Genomic DNA, 23589 nt, shown 5'->3' on the forward strand with positions numbered 1-23589 from the left:
GGAACCCATGAACAAGACAATCGCCTTGCTGCTGGGCGCGGCCCTGCTGTACGCAGGATTTGCCCAGGCAGCGGAAAAACCGCTGATCCACGTCGGGGCGCGGATGTTCACCGAACAGACCGTGCTCGCCGAAATCACCGCCCAGTACCTGCGTGCCAACGGCTTCGAGGTACGCGTGACCACCGGCCTTGGCAGCAACATCGCGCGCCAGGCGCAGGAAACCGGCCAGCTCGACCTGATGTGGGAATACACCGGCGTGTCGCTGGTGTCCTACAACCATATCGACGAGCGCATGCCCAACGCAGACGCCACCTACGCCCGGGTGAAAGCACTCGATGGCAAAAAAGGCCTGGTCTGGCTGACCCCGTCGAAGTTCAGCAACACCTATGCCCTGGGCCTGCCCAAGCAGGTTGCCGAGGCCTACCCGCAGATCAACACGATCAGCGACCTCAACCAGGTACTGCACGACGAGCAGCAACGCCTGCACCTGGTAGCGCTGGACACCGAGTTCGCCAACCGCCCCGATGGCCTGGTCGGCCTGCGCGAGCTGTACGGTCTGCCGCTGGATCGACGCAACATCCGCCAGATGGACGGCGGCCTGGTGTACACCGCGATGCGCAATAACCAGGTATTCGCCGGCCTGGTCTACACCACCGACGGGCGCTTGAACGCGTTCAACCTCAAGCTGCTCGAAGACGACAAGCACTACTTCCCCGATTACACCGCCGCCCCGGTGCTGCGCCAGGCAGTGCTCGACGCCCATCCGCAACTGGCCACGCTGCTCAAGCCACTGGCCGAACAGCTGGATGACGAGACCATGCGCCAGCTCAACGCCAAGGTTGATGTCGAGCACCAGAGCCCGGCCGTGGTCGCCGCAGCGTTCCTGCAAGCGCACCCACTCAGCGAGGTGACACCATGAACCTGCTCGACACCTTCGCCCACCTGGACTGGGCCCAGGTCCTGCAACTGACCGGGCAGCACATCACTCTGGTCGGCATCGCGGTGGGCCTGGCGATCCTCGTCGGCGTGCCGCTGGGCATTCTGATGACCCGCTTCCCGTCCCTGGCCGGCCCGCTGCAGGCCAGCGCCACGGTGCTGCTGACCATTCCGTCGATCGCCCTGTTCGGCCTGCTGCTGCCGTTCTACTCGAAGTTCGGCCAGGGCCTCGGCCCGCTGCCGGCCATCACCGCGGTGTTCCTTTATTCACTGCTGCCGATCCTGCGCAACACCTACCTGGCCCTGACCAATGTCGAGCCCGGTATCCGTGAGGCCGCGCGCGGCATCGGCATGACCTTCGGCCAGCGCCTGCGCATGGTCGAGCTGCCCATCGCCGTGCCGGTGATCCTCGCCGGCGTGCGCACCGCCGTGGTGATGAACATCGGCGTGATGACCATCGCCGCCACCATCGGCGCCGGCGGCCTGGGCGTGCTCATCCTCACCTCCATCAGCCGCAGCGACATGTCGATGCTGCTGGTCGGCGCCGTGCTGGTCAGCCTGCTGGCGATCGTCGCCGACCTGCTCTTGCAAACCCTGCAACGTGCCCTGACTCCAGAAGGACTGCGCCCATGATCGAATTGAAGAACCTCAGCAAGACCTTCCACGCCAACGGCAAGGAGGTCAAAGCCGTCGATGCCGTGAACCTCACCGTCAACGAAGGCGAGATCTGCGTGTTCCTCGGCCCCTCGGGCTGCGGCAAGAGCACCACGCTGAAAATGATCAACCGCCTGATCACCCCCACCTCAGGCCAGGTGTTCATCAATGGCGAGGACACCAGCGGGTTGGACGAAGTGACCCTGCGCCGCCATATCGGCTATGTGATCCAGCAGATCGGCCTGTTCCCCAACATGACCATCGAGGAAAACATCACCGTCGTGCCGCGCCTGCTCGGCTGGGACAAACAGAAATGCCACGACCGTGCCCGCGAACTGATGAGCATGATCAAGCTGGAGCCCAAGCAGTACCTGCAGCGCTACCCGCGCGAGCTGTCCGGTGGCCAGCAACAGCGCATCGGGGTGATCCGCGCACTGGCCGCCGAGGCGCCGGTGCTATTGATGGATGAGCCGTTCGGTGCGGTCGACCCGATCAACCGCGAGCTGATCCAGAACGAGTTCTTCGAGATGCAGCGGGCGCTGAACAAGACCGTGATCATGGTCAGCCACGACATCGACGAGGCGATCAAGCTGGGTGACAAGATCGCCATCTTCCGTGCCGGCAAGCTGTTGCAGCTGGATCACCCGGACACCCTGCTGGCGCACCCGGTGGACGACTTCGTCAGCAACTTCGTCGGCCAGGACAGCACGCTCAAGCGCCTGCTGCTGGTGCGCGCCGAAGACGCGGCGGACAACGCGCCGTCGGTGAGCCCGCAAACGCCGGTGGCCGATGCGCTCGAGCTGCTGGATGAGCACGACCGCCGCTATGTGGTGGTGACTGACGGGCAGAACAAGGCGCTGGGCTATGTGCGCCGGCGCGACATGCATCGCCAACAGGGCACCTGCGGCGACTTCCTGCGGCCGTTCAACGCCACGGCATCACACGATGAACATCTGCGCATCCTGCTGTCGCGGATGTACGAGTTCAACCGGGCGTGGCTGCCGGTGCTGGATGCCGAGCAGGTGTTCCTTGGGGAGGTGACGCAGGAGTCGATTGCGGCGTACCTGAGTTCCGGGCGATCGCGGGGGGGCAAGACCAGTATCGTGTCGCCGGCTGAGGCCGTGGCCTCCTGATACGCCCAATCGCGGGGCAAGCCCGCTCCCACGATCTGCGACCTGGCGTGGGAGCAACTGTCTTGCTCACAACTTAAAGACCTGGCGCGATCCCTGTGGGAGCGGGCTTGCCCCGCGATGAAGGCAACGTCGGATCAGAACCCTACACTGGCCTGCACATAGAACGTGCGCGGCTCACCCACATAGATCCCCGAGTTGTTGTCGCTGGAGCGGGTGAAGTACTGCTTGTCGAACAGGTTCTTCACCCCGGCTGCCAGCTTCAGGTTGGACAGCTGCGGCCCGAAGTCATAGCCACCCCGGGCATGCCAGGTCACGTAGCCCGGGATATCGCCGTACTGCCCATCGGCGCTCGGTTCGGTGATGTAGTTGCCGGTGAACTGGCCGGTCCTGGTCATGCCGGTACCCGGAGCGCGCTGCCCGGACTGGGCGAACGCATCGAGGTTCCAGGTCCAGCGATTGACCTGGTAACGCAGGCCGGCAGTCGCCACCTGGCGCGAGTAGAACGGCAGGTCGCGGCCTTCGAAGCCGGGGATGTCACCCTCGTAGGTGGCACGGGTGTAGGTGTACCCGGCATTTACCGACAACCCTTGCAGGCGTGGGTCCAGCCCGGCCAGGTCATAGCGCGCCGACGCCTCGATACCCTGGTGCGTGGTGGCGCCGAGGTTGGTCCAGCCCACCGTGTTGCTGATGTACTGCAGTTCGTCATCGAAGTCGATGTAGAACGCCGTCAGCTCACCGGCAAAATGGCCATCGTCATAGCGCGTGCCAAGCTCGTAGGTCTTGGCCTTCTCCGGCTCCAGGCCATTGGCGGTACTGTCGCCGCTACCGCCCTGGCCCAGCTGGAAGTACTGCAGGCTGCCGAACGAGGTCTCGTAGTTGGCGAACAGCTTCCACGCATCGGACAGGTGGTACATCACACTCAGCGCCGGCAGCGGCTCGTTGCTGGTGATGCTGCGGTTCTTCTCCGCCACCGGCTTGAGGCTGTCGTCCAGCACCGGGCGGTCGCGCCAGTCGGTGTTGATGTGCTCGAAGCGGATACCCGGGGTGATGGTCCAGTTGCCCACGTCGATCTTGTCATCGATGTAGTAAGCGCTGGCTTCGGTGCCGCCGCTGCGGTCCTGGAACACATGGCCGTCGGACTTGGCGGTCTGGGTCGGCACATTGTCGATCAACGACAACCGGGTCGATTGCTCGCGCATGGCCTCCTTCAGGTAGCGGTAGCCGACGCTGACCTCCTGGGTGGTCGGGCCGACGAAGAACACCCGCGACAAGCGCGGCTCGATGGCGAAGGTGTGGTAGTTGCGCGGGTACGACGACAGGGTCTTCATGTCGCTGGAAGCGATGGTGCTGCCACGGAAACTGTCGGTGTAGTAGGTCAACACCTCGAACTGGGTGGCGTCGTCGAGCTGGCGCTGCCACTTGAACGACACGTCCTTGCGCCGGCCTGCGAAGTAGTCGTAGTCACGCAGCGACTGGTAGGGGTCCTGGTCGTACTGGGCCTGGGTCAGGCCGCCGGGCATGTCGGCGCGGCCATCGTAGTAGTGGAAGTTCAGCCAGAACTCGTCGACATCGGTCGGCGCCCAGTGGGTCTTGAGCAGCACATCGTCGATGTCGTTGTCGTTGTTGCTGCGCCGGTAGCCATTGCCATTGACGCCGCTGTACAGCAGCGCGACGCCGATGCCGTTGTCGGCGGTGCCGCCGAGGAAGGCCGACTCGGTGTGTTTCCAGCCGCCATAACGCGAGGTCTCAAGGGTGCTCGCCAGCTCGCCGCTGGCCTTTTCGGGGATCGCCCGGGTGACGAAGTTGATCACCCCGCCGACGTTCTGCGGGCCATAGCGCACCGAGCCTGCACCACGCACCACGTCGATGCTGTCGAGGTTGCCCGAGGAGATCGGCGCCATCGACAGCTGCGGCTGGCCATAGGGCGCGAAGGCGGCCGGGATGCCGTCGATCAGCACGGTCGAGCGCGGCGACAGGCGCGAGGTGAGGCCACGCACGCCGACGTTCAGCGACAGGTCGCTGCCGCCGGTGCCGTTGGAGTCCTGCACCTGCACCCCGGGGATGCCCCGCAGGGCATCGCGCACGTTCATGGTGCCCTGCTCCACCATCGCCTCGCGGCGTACCACGGTGCGCGCGCCGGGGTGGTTCTGCACCACGCTCTGCTGAGCATCGCCCAGCCAGTCGCCGACCACTTTCACATCGGTGGGCGCCAGCTCCAGGCTGCCGGTTGTCAGCGTCCCGGCGACTGCCGCCGGCTTGACCACCACGGTATCGGCCGACTGCTCGAAGGTCAGCCCGCTGCCTTGCAGCAGCTGCTGCAGCGCCTGTTCCGGAGCCAGGTCGCCGGACACCGCCGGGGCCTCTTTGCCCGCCACCAGTTCGGGGCTGAAGAACAGCTGCAGGTTGGTCTGCTGGCCCAGTTGCTTGAGGGCGGTCGCCAGCGGCTGGGCCTGGATCTGAATACTGTCGGCGTAGCTGTTGGCGGCAGCGGCACTGACCGCCAGGGCCAGCGCCAGGCGGCGCAGCTGGAGAAGGGGCTTGTTGTTGTTCACGTCTTCGAGAAATCCTGAAAGGTCGGATAAACGCCAACCGCATGCAAATGTAAATGCTTGGCAGTTGCAGCTGGCGGGGAAGACGAACGGGCGAAAAAAAACCTGAATCTATTTTGCAATTATTTCGCTGGAGCCATCGGCATGCTGCCTGATCGCCACCGGCAGGATGCTCGGCAAGGCGCGCAGCAGGGCATCGGGGTCATCCGTGCTGAAACTGCTCGACAGGCGCAGGCCGGCCACTTTACCGGGGGCGACTCGCAGCGGTTGGGCACGGTAGCGCGACACTTCGACGACCACTTCGCTGAGCGGCGTGTTGTCGAACACCAGCTTGCCCTGGCGCCAGGCGGTGAGCGAATCGACGTCGATGGCATAGGGCGCGGCAACCTTGCCGTGGGCATCGATATGCGAGCCCTGGCCGGCCCCCAACTGCGCCAGCCCATCACCTGCGCCTTGCACCCGCACCGAGCCCTGCTCCACTGCCACGCGAGTGCTGGCCGGGTCCTGGCGCACATCGAAGCGCGTGCCGGTGACCGTCACCTCACCCTGGGCGGTGCTGACCACAAAGGGGCGACTAGTGTCGTGGGCGACGATGAACATCGCCTCGCCCTGGCTCAACAGCACATGCCGGCGACCCACTGAAAAGTCCACGCTCAACCGTGTGCCGCTGTTGAGCTGCAACTGCGAACCGTCCGGCAGGTCGAACTGGCGGCGCTCGCCCAGTGCCGTTTGCAATGCGTCCTGATGATTGAGCCGCTGGTAGTGCCAGCCACTCCAGCCCAGGCCAAGTGCGGCGATCGCCACCCCGGCCGCCAGGGCTTGGCGCAGTACCCGTCGGCGTGGCAACTGGCGCACCGGCTCAGGTGCGCAGAGCGCCTGAAGCCGTTGCCGTGGAATCAGCTCGGCGGCGCGCCACAGCTGCGTGAGCCGGCGATACTCGTCGCGGTGCCGTGCATCCTGCGCCAGCCACTGCTGCAGGGCCGCCTGCAGCTCGGCGTCGCCCGGCGCGTCCTGAACCCGGGCGAACCAGGCGGCCGCCTGCTCACCGGCGGGGTCGAACGCATGCTGTTTCATCAATGGGGTCTCCTGACTCATCTGGCCGACACATCCAGGTGCTCACGCAGATGTCGGAGCGTGCGGATCATATACTTTTCGACCATGTTCTTGCTCAAGCCCATGCGCTCGGCGATCTCGGCCTGGCTCAGGCCCTCGAGCTTCTGCCAGACGAACACCTGCCGGCAGTTGAGTGGCAGCTCGGCCAGCGCCCGCTCGACACTGTCGGCCAGTTCCAGGGCATGCACGTAGGCCTCCGGGTCATCACCCGCCGCCGCTTCGTCGTCGAAACCTTCCAGCACCAGGGCCTGGCGGCGGTCTTCACGGCGGTAGCCATCGACAGCGATATTGCGTGCGGTCTGGTGCAGGTAGGCACGTGGCTGCTCGACCTGATCGCGCGGATTTTCCAGAACCCGCACGAAGGCATCATGGGTGAGGTCCTCGGCCTGCTGACGACTGCGCAACTTGCGCGTCCAGGTGCCGATCAGCTCGTGATAGTGGTCGAGGAAGCCTTTGTGTCCGGACACGGTGGGTGATCATCAGGCAGGCAGATAAGGGTGCGAATAGTAATGTTTCTCATCAAAAGCGGCAATTCCGCCAGTCGGTAACAAAAAATTTATGACGGGTTTCATGCACCGACGTACCAGGTATACGTGGCCATAAATATGAACACCTTGGCCTCCTTCGCGGGTAAACCCGCTCCCACAGGAATCGCGTAATCCCTGTGGGAGCGGGTTCACCCACGAAGGGGCCAGCCCGGTCTATTCCACAATATTTAACGCTTCAAAGATCCCGGGGAACATCTGCCGGTCACACGAGTCGGTTATTCAGGTAACTGCTCGTCGATCCACGGCGAACCCACCGGGATTGCCTGTTGATCTTGCTGGAATCACGCCCTAAAGTGCGCGCCGAACGTCCATGCTGGAAACGATCCATCCGGCTCAAGTACTGACGACGAGACAGCAAGGTCACCCGCAGCCACAGCCTGGCACGGTTGACCTTTTTGCTTTCGGCGACATGCCTTGGGAAGTAGGCGAACCAAAGTGGGGATACGGAGGACGTTCAGTTTGCAGCCACTTATTCTTTCAGTTTGCCCATGGAGCCCTTGAGCATGTCGATCCAGGTCGAAGACTATTTCGCGCGTGACACCTTCCAGAAAATGAAGGCGTTCGCCGACAAGCAGGAAACCCCGTTCGTACTCATCGACACCCAGATGATCAGCCAGGCCTACGACGACCTGCGCGCCGGGTTCGAATTCGCCAAGGTCTACTACGCGGTCAAGGCCAACCCGGCCGTCGAGATCATCGACCTGCTCAAAGAGAAAGGCTCGAGCTTCGACATCGCCTCGATCTACGAGCTGGACAAAGTGCTTGGCCGTGGCGTCAGCCCTGATCGCATCAGCTACGGCAACACCATCAAGAAGTCCAAGGACATCCGCTACTTCTTCGAAAAAGGCGTGCGCCTGTTCGCCACCGACTCCGAAGCCGACCTGCGCAACATCGCCAAGGCCGCGCCGGGCTCGAAGGTCTATGTGCGTATCCTCACCGAAGGCTCCACCACCGCCGACTGGCCACTGTCGCGCAAGTTCGGCTGCCAGACCGACATGGCCATGGACCTGCTGATCCTCGCCCGCGACCTGGGCCTGGTGCCGTACGGCATCTCCTTCCACGTTGGCTCGCAGCAGCGCGACATCAGCGTGTGGGACGCCGCCATCGCCAAGGTCAAGGTGATCTTCGAGCGCCTTAAGGAAGAAGACGGCATCGAGCTGAAGCTGATCAACATGGGTGGCGGCTTCCCGGCCAACTACATCACCCGCACCAACAGCCTCGAGACCTATGCCGAAGAGATCATTCGCTTCCTCAAGGAAGACTTCGGTGACGACCTGCCGGAAATCATCCTCGAGCCAGGCCGTTCGCTGATCGCCAACGCCGGCATCCTGGTCAGCGAAGTGGTGCTGGTGGCACGCAAGTCGCGCACCGCGGTCGAGCGCTGGATCTACACCGACGTGGGCAAGTTCTCCGGCCTGATCGAAACCATGGACGAGGCCATCAAGTTCCCGATCTGGACCGAGAAAAAAGGCGAGACCGAAGAAGTGGTTATTGCCGGCCCGACCTGCGACAGCGCCGACATCATGTACGAGAACTACAAGTACGGCCTGCCACTGAACCTGGCCATCGGTGACCGCCTGTACTGGCTGTCCACCGGTGCCTACACCACCAGCTACAGCGCGGTGGAATTCAACGGCTTCCCGCCGCTGAAGGCCTACTACCTGTAATGCAGAGCGGGGCCGAAAGGCCCCGTTTTCATGCCTGATCAGAGGCGGCGAAACATCGAGAAATTGTCGAAACTCGGCACATTCACCTCGCTGACGCTCATCCGCATGATCAACTTGTTTGGCGCACCCGCGCTGACATAGCGATCCTCCCAGGACTTTCGGTTACGAACCCCTAGCGGCACGCTGCCCACGGCGGCAATCGTCACCTGGGAGTAGTCGCTGACCTCAGGAATCGCCAGTTTCTGGCCATCGACCCAGATACGCCACAACAGTGGCTTGGCCACCTTCACGTAATAGCCGACGCAATCTCCGCGCCCCAGGTCCCAGATATCACGATGGGATGCACCCGCCTCCGACTCCACGGTAACGACCTTATAGCCAGGGTTCGCCCCCTCGTAGTAACCGAACCAGAAACGCTGCTGCGCGTGTACCGAAAAATGGGAAGTGAGGGTCAGCCAATTATTGCAGCGTGAGGCAGGAACGCTTTTGAACTCGACCGAATCGAGAACACCTTCATATCCAGGCGTCGTGGAAGAGAGTGTTGCAATGAATGAACGTTCTTGAATGAAACGCATGCCAGTTCCTCCGTGGTAAAGCGCTACCATGATCGGAAAGGAAGCTTGATGATCAGCTGGAAACACTGACAACGGCGCCCATAAATGCCATGGGCCGACAGGTTCACCTTTACTGTTCGCGCAGTTCGATCTCGTCGGCATACCGCGCCCGGTGGCCAGCAGGTTACCCACGTTGTACATGCCCCAGTCCAGCCCGGTGTCGGCCGCGTGCGCATAGTGAAGGCCGCCTGGGCCAGGGCCAACACCTGCTCACGACGCAACTGGCAGGACACGGCTCAGACCTCGGCCCAGCGGTGAAGCAGGTTGTACTGTCCGACAAAAACCTAAAGCGGCTCTTCGATGCCCATTTGCACGATATCCACATCGAACAGGGCTGACGGCTCCGCCCCCAAGCGCAGGTAGCTACCCATGCGCCCGGTGCTCCAGGCTGCCTTGTCCCAGTGCACGCCCACCCCTTTGCCGTCGAGACTGGTCATGCGCATCTTGCCGTCATCGGTATGCGCCATGCGCCAGAGGGGGCCCACGATTGGGGTGATTTCATAGAGGCCTAAGTAACCATTGGAACTGATGTCGAACCGCCGGTTGTACATCGGGCCCGCACTGTTGCCGGTCCATAGACGGACCTCATAGACATGGCCTTCGTCGCCGTACTCCACGGCGCCGAACCACAACTTCAAGGCCTCACGGTCTTGGCGCGAGGTCGTCAGCCAGGTGTTCTGATGCCAGTGGACGCTGCCGTTGTAGCCCGGGCTGTACTCCCAGCGACCTACAGGCCCCGGATACTTGGTGTTGAGCACATTCAGACGGGCAATGAAGGATTGTTCTGTGATGTAGGGTTCAGCCATGGTGCGACTCCTGTGGGAAAGTCGCCTCAGCATGCTCGTCACCCCACGCCCGCTTAAGATCGAAGGCTTTCCCCTGCACCAGCACGCAGCTCGAGCTCGCCGCTATAACGGGCCGCCTGAGCAGACAGCAGCGGGCCGGCCGCCAGCAGGAGCGCCTGGCTGCTGCGCAGGAAGTTCAGGTTGCCCTCTGCACGAGCCTGCTCGAACCATGGCTCGGCCTCGGCCATCTGACCGCGCTCGGCAAGCACCATCGCCAGGCTGAACATGCCACGGAAATCACCCGCCTCGGCCGAGCGGCGATACCAGCGCACGGCACGGGCCGGGCTGGCGGCGGTGGCGATACCTTGCTCCAGATAACGGCCGTACAAGTTCATCGACTTGGCATGGCCCAGCTGAGCAGCCTTCTCGTAGCACGCCAATGCCTGGGTCTGGTTGGTCGGTACGCCGCGCCCCGTGGCCAGCAGGTTACCCAGGTTGTACATGCCCCAGTCCAGCCCGGCGTCGGCCGCACGCGCGTAGTGAATGGCCGCCTGGGCCAGGTCCACTGCACCGCCCCAGCCATGCTCCAAGCAGCGCCCCAGCATGTTGTGCGCCATGCCGTTGCCCCCTTGAGCAGCAATCTGGAACCAGCGCCGGGCGACCTCGGCATCCTGCTCGATGCCGCGCCCGTCGAGCAGGATCTGCCCCAGCAGCAACTGTGCCTCGACCGCGCCCTGCCCCGCTGCCGCGAGGATGGCCTGGGCGGCCTGGCCCGGGCTATGTTCGAGCATGGCCTGCAGCCCGGCGAGGTCCACCACCTGTTCACGACGCAACTGATAAGACACGGCTCAGACCTCGGCCCAGCGGCGCAGCAGGTTGTGGTAGGTGCCGGTCAGTTGCAGCAGCGATGGATGATCCGGCACGTCGGCAGTGAGCTGGCGGATGGCGTTGTCCATCTCGAACAGCAGGGTGCGCTGGCCGTCATCGCGCACCAGGCTCTGGGTCCAGAAGAACGCTGCATAGCGGGCGCCGCGGGTCACCGGGTTGACCTTGTGCAGGCTGGTGCCGGGGTACAACACCATGTCGCCAGCCGCCAGCTTGACCTGCTGTACGCCGTAGGTGTCCTGGATCACCAGCTCGCCGCCGTCGTAACTGTCAGGGTCGCTGAGGAACAGGGTGGAAGACAGGTCGGTGCGCACCCGCTCCGGGCTGCCTTTGGGTTGGCGCAGGGCGTTGTCGATATGGAAATCGAAATTGCCCCCCTCCTGGTAACAGTTGACCAGCGGCGGGAACACCTTGTGCGGCAGCGCTGCCGACATGAACAACGGGTTGCGCCACAGCCGTTCGATCAGCGCGCTGCCGATCTCCTTGGCCAGCGGATGGCCTTCGGCCAACTGCAGGTTGTGCTTGGCCTTGGCCGACTGGTAACCCGCCGTGACCTTGCCATCGGCCCAGTCGGCCTGCTCCAGGGCCTGGCGAATACGCGAGATTTCGTCGGCGTCGAACAGCCCGGGAATGTGAAGCAGCATGGCGATGGCACCTGGCGCGGGTTAGGGGCGCCAATGATATTGATTCCCTTTTACCAATCACAAGCCCCTTTCGGACCAATCGACGCACGAACCCGTAAAAACCGTAAGGTGAAAATGTAAAGAATGTAAATTTCTAGCGAATGGTAACGCTTCTCAATTGTTCCTTACATTCGCTTACATTAACATCCGCGGCCTTCATACCTTGGGGAAGGTCAATAACAATGCGTCACGTGCCAACCGCCGTCAGTTCACCACGTCTGCTCGCCTCCGCCATCGGCCTGGCGATCACTGCCACTTCTGCTTACGCTGCCGACCCGGCCGCCAACAACGCCATCACCCTCGACGCCACCAGCGTCAACGGCAAGGCCGAACAGGCGAACACCGAGTACAAGGTCGAGAAAGCCTCTTCGCAGAAGTACACCGCACCCTTGGTGGACACGCCGCGTTCGGTCACCGTGATCCCGCAGCAAGTGATCAAGGACACCAACGCCCTGAACCTGCAGGATGCCCTGCGCACCGTGCCCGGCATCACCTTCGGCGCTGGCGAAGGCGGCAACCCGCAAGGCGACCGCCCGTTCATCCGTGGCTTCGACGCCCAGGGCGATACCTACCTGGACGGCGTGCGTGACACTGGCGCGCAAACCCGTGAGATCTTCGCCATCGAATCGGTGGAAGTGGCCAAGGGCCCGAACTCGGCCATCGGTGGCCGTGGCGCGGCGGGCGGCACCATCAACCTGGTGAGCAAGCGCGCGCACCTGGGCAACTCGCTGGACGGCGCCTGGACCTGGGGCAGCGACCAGACCCAGCGTTATACCTTCGACGGCAACTACCAGTTCAGCGATACCGTTGCCGGGCGCCTGAACCTGATGACCCACGAAAGCAACGTCGCCGGCCGCGACAAGGTCAACTACGACCGTTGGGGTATCGCCCCGTCGCTGGCCTTCGGCCTGGGTACGCCGACCCGCGTCAACCTCGACTATTACCACCTGGAAAGCGACGACCTGCCGGATTCGGGCATCCCGTACAGCATTCCTGTGCGTGGCAGCGCAGCGCGAACCTCGGCGCACCCGAGCAAACCTCAGGACGGTGGTGACAGCGACAATTTCTATGGCCTGACCGACCGAGATTTTCGCAAGTCGCGGGTGGACATCGCCACCTTCGCCATCGAGCACGACCTGACCGACGCGCTGACCATAAAGAACACCCTGCGCCACGGCAACAGCATGCAGGACTACATCCTGACCCAGCCCGACGACAGCCAGGGCAACGTCAACCGTGGCAGCGTCTGGCGCCGAGCCAACACCCGGGTCGGCAATACCTCCACCACCACCAACCAGACCGACCTGTTCGGTGAGTTCTACCTGGGCGGCCTGAAGAACAGCTTCTCCACCGGTATCGAGCTGAGCCGCGAGGAGTCCGACCGGACGTCCTACGATGTCGCCACCACCGCCGGCACCACCGTGGTCAACAACCTGCGCCAATGCAACGGCATCGGCGCACCGTCCTACAACTGCACCTCGCTGAGCAACCCGAACCCGGACGATCCGTGGAACGGCGCCATCTCGCGCAACTACGCCGGCACCAACACCAAGAGCAACACCCGCGCCCTGTACGTGTTCGACACCCTCGAGCTGAGCCCAGCCTGGCTGCTGAACATGGGCCTGCGCTACGACCACTTCGATACCCAGTACCGCACCCGCAACGCCAACGGCAGCACCACGGTGAACGCCAAGGGCGTCGCCGCCAAGGGCGAGGACACCAGCGAATTCATCACCGGCCAATTGGGCCTGGTATGGAAACCGGCCGACAACGGCAGCGTCTATGTGTCCTACGCCACTTCCGCCACCCCGCCGGGCGCGCAACTTGGCGAAGGCATGGAAGGCAACCCGCTGGGCAACACCACCGACCGCGCCGGCAACCTGCTCGCCAGCGACATGGAGCCGGAAGAAACCACCAACTACGAGATCGGCACCAAGTGGGACCTGCTCGAAGAGCGTCTGTCCCTCACCGCCGCGCTGTTCCGCACCGAGAAAGAAAACGCCCGTGTGCAGGTTGGCACCACCAGCTACGAAAACGTCGGCGAAACCCGCGTGCAGGGCATCGAGTTGTCGGCCAGCGGCAAGCTGACCAACAAGTGGCAGGTATTCGCCGGCTACACCTACATGCAGGCCCGCCAGATCGACGGCGGCCCGCTGGGCAAGGCCAACGACGGCAACCAGCTGCCGAACACCCCGAACAACAGCGCCAGCCTGTGGACCACCTACCAGGTCACGCCTAAGTTCACCGTCGGCGGCGGCGCCTTCTACGTCGATGACGTGTTCGGCAACGTGGCCAACACCACCATGGTCGACAGCTACGTGCGTTACGACGCCATGGCCGCCTACAAGCTGACCAAGAACATCGACCTGCAGCTGAACGTGCAGAACCTCACCAACGAGGTCTACTACGACAAGGCGTTCTCCACCCACTTCGCCAACCAGGCGGCGGGCCGGACCGCATTGCTGACCACCAGCGTCCACTTCTGAAGGATGCAACCCAAGCCCCGTTCATTTGCCTGAACGGGGCTTTTGCGTATCAAGGCATAATGCACGCCGCGCGGCAGGCGGCCAGACAAGGTGATCGATGTGTTGAAGAAGACGCTGTTCCAGGTGCACTGGTTGTTCGGCATCACCGCTGGCCTGGTGCTGGCGCTGATGGGCATCACCGGGGCGATCTGGTCGTTCCAGGAAGAGCTGCTGCGCGCGTTCAACGCCGAGGTGCTCAAGGTCGAGGTGCGCCAGGAGGGCGTGCTGCCGCCGGCCGAGCTGGTGCGCCGGGTCGAAGCCGCGCAAGGCGACAAGGTCTCGATGCTGTGGGTAGACACCCGCGAGGGCAATGCCGCACGGATCTTCTTCACCCCCGCGCCCGGTGAGCGCCGTGGCGAGTTGCGCTATGCCGACCCCTACACCGGCGAGCTCAAGGGCGAAGTGAGCGGGCTGGGCTTCTTCAATTTCGTGCTCAACCTGCATCGATTCCTGGCCATGGGCGACACCGGCCGGCAGATCACCGGCGCCTGCACCCTGATGCTGATCTTCTTCTGCCTGTCCGGCCTGTACCTGCGCTGGCCGCGCAAGGCCCTGAACTGGCGGACCTGGCTGACCCTGGATTGGGCCAAGAAGGGCCGCGCGTTCAACTGGGACCTGCATGCAGTGTTTGGCACCTGGTGCCTGCTGTTCTACCTGTTGTTCGCCCTGACCGGGCTGTTCTGGTCCTATGAGTGGTACCGCGCAGGCCTGAACAAGTTGCTGGCCGACCCACCGGTGGCCGGCGAGCAGAAGCGCGGCGAAGGCCGCGGTGGCCGCCACGGCCCGCCCAAGGTCGACAAGAACGCCCCGCCACTGGTGGTCGACTACGACGCCATCTGGGCCAACCTCAAGGACGCGGCGGGCCCTGGCCTTGCCACCTACAACCTGCGGCTGCCGCCGGCCGGCGGCCAGCCGGCCACGCTGTTCTACCTGTTGCAGGACGCCGACCACGAGCGCGCCTTCAACACCCTCACCCTCGACCCGGCCAGCGGCCAGATCAAGCGCCACCAGCGCTACAGCGACAGCTCGTTCAAGGCCCAATTGCTGCAGAGCGTCTACGCCCTGCACGTGGGCAGCTACTTTGGCTTGCCGGGGCGGATCATCGTCACCGTGGCCAGCCTGACCATGCCGCTGTTCTTCGTCACCGGCTGGCTGCTGTACCTCGACCGCCGACGCAAGAAGCGCCAGGTGCGTGCCGCCCGTGGCGCGGTATCTGCTGCCACCGGCAACGGCGACAGCTGGCTGATCGGTTTCGCCAGCCAGAGCGGCTTCGCCGAGCAACTGGCCTGGCAGAGCGCCGGCCAGTTGCAGGCCGCCGGCTTGCCGGTGCAGGTGCGCCCGCTGGCGCAGTTGGGCGAAGCCGAACTGCGCCAGGCCAACCGCGCGCTGTTCGTGGTGAGCACCTTCGGCGACGGCGAAGCGCCGGACAGCGCTCGGGCCTTCGAGCGCAAAGTCATCGGCAAGCCTTGGGCACTGAAACACCTGGACTATGCCGTGCTGGCCCTGGGCGACCGCCAGTATCCGCACTTCTGCGGCTTTGCCCGACGGCTGCAGGCCTGGCTCAGTGAACGTGGCGCCAGCAGCGCTTTCAGCGCGGTCGAAGTGGACAACGCCGACCCCGCCGCGCTGCAACTGTGGCAACAAGAACTGGCACAACTGACCGGCGCGCACCCGGTAGCCGCGTGGCAGCCCGCCAGCTTCGGCAATTGGCGCCTGACCCGCCGTGATTTGCTCAACCCGGGCAGCCAGGGCGCACCGGTGTTCCTGCTGGGATTGCAGGCGCATGCCCCGGCAAGCTGGGCGGCCGGCGACCTGGTGGAGATCCTGCCGCGCAATGGCCAGCCCCGCGTGGCGGCGTTGCTGGCAGGCCTCGGGCTCGATCCGCAAAGCCCGGTGCAACTGGACGGCCTCGAACAAACCCTGGCCCAGGCCTTGTCCAGCCGGCAGTTGCCGGCCAACCGCGAGCACCTGGTGGGCCTGCACGCCCAGGCGCTGGTCGATGCGCTGATCCCGCTGAGTACCCGTGAATACTCGATCGCCTCCATCGCCAGCGATGGCGAGCTGGAATTGATCGTGCGCCAGGAGCGCCACCCCGATGGCAACCTGGGCCTGGGTTCCGGCTGGCTGACCGAGTACCTGGCGCTGGACGGCACGGTCAGCGCTCGACTGCGCCGCAACAGCGGCTTCCACTTGCCCGACGCCGCCGCGCCGATGGTTCTGATCGGCAACGGCACTGGCCTTGCCGGTTTGCGCAGCCTCTTGAAGGCACGTATTGGCGCAGGCGAACAGCGCAACTGGCTGCTGTTTGGCGAGCGCAATCGTGCCCACGACCTGCTGTGTGGCGAGGAGCTTCAGGGCTGGTTGGCCAAGGGGGACCTGCAGCGGCTGGACCTGGCGTTTTCACGCGACCAGGCCGAGAAGGTCTATGTGCAGGATGTCCTGCTGCAGCAGGCCGCCGAGTTCAAGCGCTGGATTGATGATGGCGCCTGTGTGTATGTGTGCGGCAGTTTGCACGGCATGGCTGCAGGGGTGGATGCGGCGCTGCAGGGGATGCTCGGTGAAGCGCAGGTGCAGCAGCTGATCGAGGATGGGCGCTATAGGCGGGATGTGTACTAATCAGACAGTGATATCGTCAGTACCGGCCTCATCGCCGGCAAGCCGGCTCCCACAGGTACAGCACCAGGCGCTGAATGTGTGGGAGCCGGCTTGCCGGCGATGAGGCCGGTGCAGCAATCAGTGCAATTCGAAGGTATCGGCGTCCAGGTTGGCCGGGAATCGCGCCCGGTACGCTGCCAGTTCCGCAGCACGCAGCACCACGGTGAACACCCCGTCGGCCTCGCCCGCGCTCAACAGGCTCTCGCCCTGGAAGTCCAGCACCTGGCTGTCGCCGGAATAGGCAAAGCCCTTGCCATCGGTGCCCACCCGGTTCACCGCCGCCACGAAGCACAGGTTCTCGATCCCCCGCGCCGGCAGCAGCCGGTTCCAATGGGTGCGCCGTGCCGCGGGCCAGTTCGCCGTGTACAGCAGCAGGTCGGTGTCCTGGGCGTCGCGGCTCCACACCGGGAAGCGCAGGTCGTAGCAGATCAGCGGGCGAATGCGCCAGCCCTTGAGTTCGAACTGCACCTGGCGCTCACCGGGGGTGTAGTGCTTGTGTTCGCCGGCCATGCGGAACAGGTGGCGCTTGTCGTAGTGCAGGATCTCGCCATCGGGCCGCGCCCACAGCAGGCGGTTGCGGTGGCTGCCATCGGCGGCCTGGATGATCACGCTGCCGGTGATCACTGCATTGCGCTTCTTCGCCTGGGCCTTGAGCCATTTGTAGGTCGGGCCGTTCTCCGGCTCCGCCAGGCTTTGCGACTCCATCGAAAAACCGGTGGTGAACATTTCCGGCAGGATCACCAGATCGACTTCACCGGCCTGGCCAATCAACTCCTCGAAATGGGCATAGTTGGCTTCGCGGTCATGCCAGGCCAGGGTGGTCTGCACCAGGGCGATTTTCAGGTTCGGCAGTTCACTCAGATCGCGCATAGTTTTTCCGCCGCCTGTCGCAGCGTCTCCTCACGTTTGGCAAAGCACAGGCGCACCAGGCGTTGCTCGGGGATGGGTTGCTGGTAGAACACCGACACCGGGATGCTGGCCACGCCGTGTTCGCGGGTCAGCCACAAGGCCATGTCGACGTCGTTCAGGTCGGGGCGGATCTGCGAATAGTCCACCAGTTGGAAATAGGTGCCCGGGGTGCGGGTGAAGCTGAACCGCGAGGCCTGCAACAGGTCGCAGAACAGGTCACGCTTGGCCTGGTAGAAGGCCGGCAGCTGGTCGATGTGCTCCGGGTGCTCGGCCATGAAGTCGGCCAGGGCGCACTGCAAGGGCGTGACACCGCAGAAGTTGACGTACTGGTGAACCTTGCGCAGTTCGGCGCTGAGCGCCGCTGGCGCGACCACGTAGCCGGTCTTCCAGCCGGTGACGTGGTAGGTCTTGCCGAACGAGCTGATGACGAAGGCTCTGCTGTACAGCTGCTCGTGGGCCAGCACGCTGGCGTGGCGCACGCCGTCGTAGATCAGGTGCTCGTAGACTTCGTCACTGACCAGGTAGATGTCGCGGTTGGCGATCAGCGCGGCCAGCTGGTCCAGGTCGTCGCGGCTGATCAGCGCGCCGCTGGGATTGTGCGGCGAGTTGAGGATGACCATGCGCGTGCGCGGGCTGAGGGCGTCGCTGAACTTCTGCCAGTCGATGCTGAAGCTGCCGTCAGTGAGCGGCACGTGCACGCAGCGACCACCGGCCAGCTCCACCGAGGGTTCGTAGCTGTCGTAGCACGGGTCGAAGACGATCACCTCATCGCCGGGGTGGATCACCGCCTGGATGGCACAGAAGATCGCTTCGGTGGCGCCGGGGGTGATGGTCACTTCCTGGTCCGCGTCCACCGCCACGCCGTACAGCCGGGCGATCTTGGCCGCTACTTGCTGGCGCAGGGCGGGCAGGCCGGTCATCGGCGAATACTGGTTGTGCCCGGCGGCCACATGGCGGCCAACGGCATCGAGCAGGGCCTGGGGGCCGTTGAAGTCAGGGAAGCCCTGGGACAGGTTGAGCGCACCGGTCTGCATGGCGAGCTGCGACATGGTGGTGAAGATGGTCGTGCCGACGTTCGGCAGTTTGCTGCGGATCATGGAGCCCTCTTTCCTGGGGACTGAGAGCTATAAGCTACAAGTTTCAAGCCACAAGAAAAAGCAGCGTGGATCGCCATCTGCTTTTACTTGCAGCTTGAGGCTTATAGCTTGCCGCTGATCAGCGCTTGTCGCGGCGCTTCTTCTCGGCCTTCTTGTGGTGCGACATCAAGCGGCGTTTCTTGTTGACCTGGCGATCGGTGAGGGTGTTCTTGTTGCCCTCGTACGGGTTCTCACCGCCCTTGTACTCGATGCGGATCGGCGTACCGACCAGCTTGAGTACACGGCGGTAGGTGTTCTCCAGGTAACGCGAGTAGGACTTGGGCACCTTCTCGGTCTGGTTGCCGTGGATCACGATCAGCGGCGGGTTGGCGCCACCGAGGTGGGCATAGCGCAGCTTGATGCGGCGACCGTTGACCAGCGGCGGCTGGTGCTCGCTGATGGCGTCTTCGAGGATCTGCGTCAGGCGGCTGGTCGGCCAGCGGGTGACCGCCGACTTGAACGCGGCCTGCACCGACTTGTACAGGTGGCCAACGCCGGTGCCGTGCAGAGCGGAGATGAAGTGGATGTCGCAGAAGTCGACGAAGAACAGCCGGCGCTCCAGCTCGGTCTTCACATAGTCGCGCTCGCCCGCTTCCATGCCATCCCACTTGTTCAGCGCGATGACGATGGCCCGGCCGGCTTCGAGAGCGAAGCCCAGCAGGTTGAGATCGTGGTCGACCACGCCTTCGCGGGCGTCCATGACGAAGACCACCACGTTGGCGTCCTTGATCGCCTGCAGGGTCTTCACCACCGAGAACTTTTCGACCTCCTCGTGGATCTTGCCGCGCTTGCGCACCCCGGCGGTGTCGATGAAGGTGTACTTCTCGCCATCACGCTCGAACGGGATGTAGATACTGTCGCGGGTGGTTCCCGGCTGGTCGTACACCACCACGCGCTCTTCGCCGAGCATGCGGTTGACCAGGGTCGACTTGCCCACGTTCGGGCGGCCGATGATAGCGATCTTGATGCCGTCTTTCTCGCTCGGGCCTGGGATGCGCACGGCCTCTTCGCCTTCGGCGACGTTCAGGTCGAGGGCTTCTTCCTCGGCATCACGCGGGATGTGGCCGAGCAGCGATTCCATCAGGGCGTTGATGCCACGGCCCTGGGAGCCGGCCACCGGGATGGCGTTGCCCATGCCCAGCGGCGAGAACTCGGCGCGGGCGATGTCCGGATCGATGTTGTCGATCTTGTTGGCCACCAGCACCGCCGCCTTGTTCCGCTTGCGCAGGTGGTCGGCGATCATCTGGTCGGCGGCGGTCATGCCGGCGCGGGCATCCACCAGGAACAGGACGTAGTCGGCTTCTTCGATGGCCATCAGCGACTGCTCGGCCATCTTCTCGTCCATGCCCACTTCGTCACCGGTGATACCGCCGGTGTCGATGAGGATGAAGGAACGACCCTGCCAGGTGGCATCGCCGTACTGGCGGTCACGGGTCAGGCCCGACAGGTCACCGACGATGGCATCGCGGGTCTTGGTCAGGCGGTTGAACATGGTGGATTTGCCGACGTTCGGGCGGCCCACCAGGGCGATTACGGGAACCATGCGGCTCTCCACTCTTGAATTCTTGAAAATGCAAAGGCCGCTGCAAGGCAGCGGCCGGAGTTCGGGCGGCGTTTCCTACGCCGCTACTTGAGCCCGCGAACGGGCTCAAGCATAGCTTCAGCGGATGGTCAGTGCCTCGAGCTTGCCGCTGTTGCCGAAGACGTAGATGGTGTCGCCGACCACAAGTGGGCGGGCGCGCAGGCCATCGCTGTCGATACGCTCACGGCCGACGAAGCGGCCATCGACCTGGCTCAGCAGGTGCAGGTAACCCTCGAAGTCACCCACCGCCACGTAGCTGGAGAACACTTCCGGCGCCGACAGCTGGCGACGGGCCATGCTGTCGTTGCTCCACAGGGCGCTGGAGGAACGCTCGTCGATACCCTCGACGGTGCCCGAAGCCAGGCTCACGTAGACGTTGCCGAAGCCCTGGGCGACACCCACGTAGCTGGAGGCATCACGCTGCCACAGCACACGGCCGCTTTCCAGGTCCAGGCCGGCGACGCGGCCCTGGTAGGTGCTGACGTACAAGGTGCCACCGGACAGCAGCAGGCCGCCGTCGATGTCCACCACGCGGTCCAGCTCGGAGCGGCCTTGCGGGATGGCCACGCGGCTTTCCCACACCGGTACGCCGTTGTTGATGTCCACCGCCACCACCTTGCCGGTGGACAGGCCGGCGACGGCCAGGCGATTGGTGACGATCGGCGCGCCGGTACCACGCAGGGTGAGCACCGCTGGGGTGTTTTCGTAGATCCAGCGACGGTCGCCGGTGGCGGCGTCGAGGCCGATCAGGCGGTCGTCCTGGGTCTGTACCACCACCACGTCGCCGTTGTTGGCGGGCGGTGCCAGGACTTCGCTGGTGACGCGCGAACGCCAGCGCTCTTCGCCGGTGCTCGAGTCCAGGGCAATCACCTCACCCTTGAGCGTGCCCAGCATGACCAGGCCGTAGCCCACACCAACCGCGCCGGAAACCGGCAGATCGAGGTCCTTCTTCCACACCACGTCGCCGTTGAGACGGTCGAGTGCGAAGACTTCACCGGTAACGTCGGCAGCGTAGATGCGGTCGTTCTCGATGGCCGGTACCAGGGTGTTGTACGTCTCGCCCTGGCCGTCACCGATCGAACGGCTCCACTGCTTCTTCAGCACCACTTCCTCGGTGAACTTGGTCAGCTCGGCCGGGGGCAGTTCCTTCTTGCTGTTGCTGCTGCAACCCGCCGCCAGAACGGCGAGGGTGAGCACTGCTGCTTGTTTCCAACCCTTCACTTCAGGCGTCCCCTTTGGCCAGGTCATCCAGCTTCAGTTGCAGGCCACCGATCGCGGCGTCGTCGGACAGCGCGGCCTTGGCTTTTTCGTAGGCGCCGTGGGCGTCGTCGGCACGGCCCAGCTGCACCAGCAGGTCGCCCTTGAGCTCCTCGCGGCTGGCCAGGAAGGCTTTGTCGGCATCGCCGTCGAGCAGTTTCAGGGCCTCTTCGGCCTTGTCCTGTGCCGCGAGCACGCGGGCCAGGCGCTGACGGGCGATTTCACCCAGGGTGGCGTCGGCCGGCTTGTCCATCACGGCCTTGAGCTCGGTGGCGGCGTCGTCCAGCTTGCCGCTGTCGACCGCAACCTTGGCCACGAACAGGCTGCCGTACTGGGCGTAGGCGCTACCGCCAAACTCGCTCTTGAGCTTGCCGGACAGCTCGGCGACCTTGCTAGCGTCAGGCTGGCCAGACGGCGTCAGCGAGGTCTCCAGCAGGGCCTGGTACAGCGCCGAGGCGCCTTGCGACTGGTTGGCCTGGTACTTGTGCCAGGTCTGCCAGCCCATCACCACCACACCGGCCAGCAGCGCGCCGGTCAGCAGTGGCTTGCCGTTGCGGTTCCACCAGTCCTTGACCCCAGCCAGCTCGTCATCATCGGTACTCGACACCCCAATACTCCTTTTCGCCTATTCGTTGTTGAACCGCGTTACGCCTGGGCGATCGCGGTTTCCAGGTGCTCGGCAAGAGCATCCCAGGCAATGTTCTGTTGTTCGCCCTGGCCACGCAGGGGCTTCAGACCGATTTCTTGCTTGGCCAGCTCGTCGTCGCCGAGGATCAGGGCGAACAGCGCGCCGCTCTTGTCGGCTTTCTTGAACTGGCTCTTGAAGCTGCCGGCACCGGCGTTGACCGCCAGGCGCAGGCCCGGCAGGCGGTCGCGCAGGCTTTCGCTCAGACGCAGGCCGGCCAGCTCCGCCTGCTCGCCGAAGGCGCACAGGTAGACGTCGATGGTGCGGCTGATCGACTCGGGCACCTTGCCCAGGGTCTCCAGCAGCAGGATCAGGCGTTCGATGCCCATGGCGAAACCAACGCCCGGGGTCGGTTTGCCGCCCATCTGCTCGACCAGGCCGTCATAGCGGCCACCGGCACAGACGGTGCCCTGGGCGCCGAGCTTGTCGGTGACCCACTCGAACACGGTCTTGCTGTAGTAATCGAGGCCACGCACCAGCTTGGTGTTGATCACGAACGGGATACCGGCGGCATCCAGGCGAGCCTTGAGGCCCTCGAAGTGCACGCGGGATTCTTCGTCCAGGTAGTCTTCCAGCTTCGGCGCGCCGACCAGCACCGCCTGGGTGCCCGCATCCTTGCTGTCGAGGATGCGCAGCGGGTTGCTCTTGAGGCGACGCTGGCTGTCTTCGTCCAGTTGCTCGAGGCGCGCGGACAGGAACTCGACCAGCGCATCGCGGTAGCGCGCGCGGGCTTCGCTGGTGCCCAGGCTGTTGAGCTGCAGCTCCACGGCGTCCTGGATGCCCAACAGGCCCCACAGGCGCCAGGTCAGCATGATCAGCTCTGCATCGACGTCCGGGCCGTCGAGGTTGAACACCTCCACGCCGATCTGGTGGAACTGCCGATAGCGGCCCTTCTGCGGGCGCTCGTGGCGGAACATCTGGCCGATGTACCAGAGCTTCTGCACCTGGCCGTTGCCGGTGATGCCGTGCTCGAGTACCGCGCGCACGCAGGCGGCGGTGCCTTCGGGGCGCAGGGTGAGCGAATCGCCGTTGCGGTCGTCGAAGGTGTACATCTCTTTTTCAACGATATCGGTGACTTCACCGATCGAGCGCTTGAACAGCTCGGTGAACTCGACGATCGGCGTACGGATCTGGCTGTAGCCGTAGCTGTCCAGCAGGCCGGCCACGGTGCCCTCGAAGTAGCGCCACAGCGGCGACTGGTCGGGCAGGATGTCGTTCATGCCACGGATGGCTTGCAGCGATTTGCTCACGAGTAGTCCTTACGAATTCTGTG

Annotated in this window: 18 protein-coding genes and 1 pseudogene; 6 read left to right on the forward strand and 13 right to left on the reverse strand. The window is 64.2% G+C overall.

Translation table 11 applies throughout. The features are described 5' to 3' along the window. Positions 1 to 7 precede the first annotated feature (7 nt). From LOY51_RS21930 to LOY51_RS21940, 3 genes are read left to right on the forward strand one after another with little or no spacing between them, the layout of a single operon-like run. Positions 8 to 919 (forward strand): glycine betaine ABC transporter substrate-binding protein, encoded by a 912-nt coding sequence (locus LOY51_RS21930; protein WP_125860129.1) that lies wholly within the window; start codon positions 8 to 10, stop codon positions 917 to 919. Next, the gene (locus LOY51_RS21935) at positions 916 to 1569 is read left to right on the forward strand and encodes an ABC transporter permease (protein WP_125860131.1); all 654 of its coding nucleotides are present in this window, start codon (positions 916 to 918) and stop codon (positions 1567 to 1569) included. Before LOY51_RS21930 ends, LOY51_RS21935 begins: the two co-directional genes overlap by 4 nt. After that, positions 1566 to 2723: an osmoprotectant ABC transporter ATP-binding protein OsmV gene (locus LOY51_RS21940; RefSeq protein ID WP_125860133.1), complete on the forward strand. Its 1158-nt coding sequence runs from the start codon at positions 1566 to 1568 to the stop codon at positions 2721 to 2723. The genes LOY51_RS21935 and LOY51_RS21940 overlap by 4 nt, the downstream gene beginning before the upstream one ends. 134 nt (positions 2724 to 2857) lie before the next feature. Here LOY51_RS21940 and LOY51_RS21945 read toward each other — a convergent pair whose 3' ends face one another. From LOY51_RS21945 to LOY51_RS21955, 3 genes are all read right to left on the reverse strand, one after another. Further along, positions 2858 to 5275, reverse strand: a complete 2418-nt coding sequence (locus tag LOY51_RS21945; protein ID WP_258643040.1) for a TonB-dependent siderophore receptor — start codon at positions 5273 to 5275, stop codon at positions 2858 to 2860. 108 nt (positions 5276 to 5383) lie between these two features. Then, a complete protein-coding gene (locus tag LOY51_RS21950; protein ID WP_258643042.1) occupies positions 5384 to 6346 on the reverse strand; it encodes a FecR family protein in 963 nt (320 codons plus the stop codon). A gap of 17 nt (positions 6347 to 6363) precedes the next feature. After that, entirely contained in the window at positions 6364 to 6852 is a 489-nt protein-coding gene (locus LOY51_RS21955) for an RNA polymerase sigma factor (protein ID WP_110993484.1), read from the reverse strand. Between the two features lie 584 nt (positions 6853 to 7436). Between LOY51_RS21955 and LOY51_RS21960 the strand changes: the two genes are divergently transcribed. Beyond that, positions 7437 to 8600, forward strand: coding sequence for a type III PLP-dependent enzyme (locus LOY51_RS21960; protein WP_125860139.1), 1164 nt, complete (start codon positions 7437 to 7439; stop codon positions 8598 to 8600). Positions 8601 to 9310: 710 nt separating this feature from the next. Here the strand turns inward: LOY51_RS21960 and LOY51_RS21965 are convergent. The 4 genes and pseudogenes from LOY51_RS21965 to LOY51_RS21980 form a co-directional block, all read right to left on the reverse strand. Next, a pseudogene (locus tag LOY51_RS21965) lies at positions 9311 to 9397 on the reverse strand (sel1 repeat family protein); the annotation flags it as partial. A 101-nt stretch (positions 9398 to 9498) separates the two neighbouring features. Next, positions 9499 to 10020 carry a hypothetical protein gene (locus tag LOY51_RS21970; protein ID WP_258643045.1) on the reverse strand — a complete coding sequence of 174 codons (522 nt, stop codon included), beginning with the start codon at positions 10018 to 10020 and terminating at the stop codon, positions 9499 to 9501. Positions 10021 to 10073: 53 nt separating this feature from the next. After that, complete coding sequence (locus LOY51_RS21975; protein ID WP_258643047.1) at positions 10074 to 10844, reverse strand: tetratricopeptide repeat protein; 771 nt, start codon at positions 10842 to 10844, stop codon at positions 10074 to 10076. 3 nt (positions 10845 to 10847) lie between these two features. Next, on the reverse strand, positions 10848 to 11528 hold the full coding sequence (locus LOY51_RS21980; protein ID WP_125465391.1) for a Fe2+-dependent dioxygenase: 681 nt from the start codon (positions 11526 to 11528) through the stop codon (positions 10848 to 10850). Positions 11529 to 11749: 221 nt separating this feature from the next. On the opposite strand from LOY51_RS21980, the gene LOY51_RS21985 reads away from it, so the two are divergent. Both LOY51_RS21985 and LOY51_RS21990 read left to right on the forward strand, forming a co-directional pair. Beyond that, complete coding sequence (locus LOY51_RS21985) at positions 11750 to 14053, forward strand: TonB-dependent receptor (protein WP_125465392.1); 2304 nt, start codon at positions 11750 to 11752, stop codon at positions 14051 to 14053. A gap of 99 nt (positions 14054 to 14152) precedes the next feature. Continuing rightward, positions 14153 to 16708 carry a sulfite reductase flavoprotein subunit alpha gene (locus LOY51_RS21990; RefSeq protein ID WP_258643050.1) on the forward strand — a complete coding sequence of 852 codons (2556 nt, stop codon included), beginning with the start codon at positions 14153 to 14155 and terminating at the stop codon, positions 16706 to 16708. A 117-nt stretch (positions 16709 to 16825) separates the two neighbouring features. Here the strand turns inward: LOY51_RS21990 and LOY51_RS21995 are convergent, their stop codons facing one another. The 6 genes from LOY51_RS21995 to hisS all read right to left on the reverse strand — a co-directional run bounded on the left by LOY51_RS21995 (position 16826) and on the right by hisS (position 23566). Then, a complete protein-coding gene (locus tag LOY51_RS21995; RefSeq protein WP_125465394.1) occupies positions 16826 to 17617 on the reverse strand; it encodes an amidohydrolase in 792 nt (263 codons plus the stop codon). Next, entirely contained in the window at positions 17605 to 18753 is a 1149-nt protein-coding gene (locus LOY51_RS22000; protein WP_125860151.1) for a pyridoxal phosphate-dependent aminotransferase, read from the reverse strand. Before LOY51_RS22000 ends, LOY51_RS21995 begins: the two co-directional genes overlap by 13 nt. Before the next feature lie 118 nt (positions 18754 to 18871). Next, positions 18872 to 20335 carry a ribosome biogenesis GTPase Der gene (gene der, locus LOY51_RS22005; RefSeq protein WP_125465396.1) on the reverse strand — a complete coding sequence of 488 codons (1464 nt, stop codon included), beginning with the start codon at positions 20333 to 20335 and terminating at the stop codon, positions 18872 to 18874. 117 nt (positions 20336 to 20452) lie between these two features. Beyond that, positions 20453 to 21622 carry an outer membrane protein assembly factor BamB gene (gene bamB / locus LOY51_RS22010; protein ID WP_374046869.1) on the reverse strand — a complete coding sequence of 390 codons (1170 nt, stop codon included), beginning with the start codon at positions 21620 to 21622 and terminating at the stop codon, positions 20453 to 20455. Then, complete coding sequence (locus LOY51_RS22015) at positions 21597 to 22238, reverse strand: tetratricopeptide repeat protein (protein ID WP_125465398.1); 642 nt, start codon at positions 22236 to 22238, stop codon at positions 21597 to 21599. Before LOY51_RS22015 ends, bamB begins: the two co-directional genes overlap by 26 nt. 38 nt (positions 22239 to 22276) lie before the next feature. Then, on the reverse strand, positions 22277 to 23566 hold the full coding sequence (gene hisS / locus LOY51_RS22020; RefSeq protein WP_258643055.1) for a histidine--tRNA ligase: 1290 nt from the start codon (positions 23564 to 23566) through the stop codon (positions 22277 to 22279). Positions 23567 to 23589: the final 23 nt, after the last annotated feature.

The organism is Pseudomonas sichuanensis (genome assembly GCF_024749065.1).
GTDB lineage: Bacteria > Pseudomonadota > Gammaproteobacteria > Pseudomonadales > Pseudomonadaceae > Aquipseudomonas > Aquipseudomonas sichuanensis.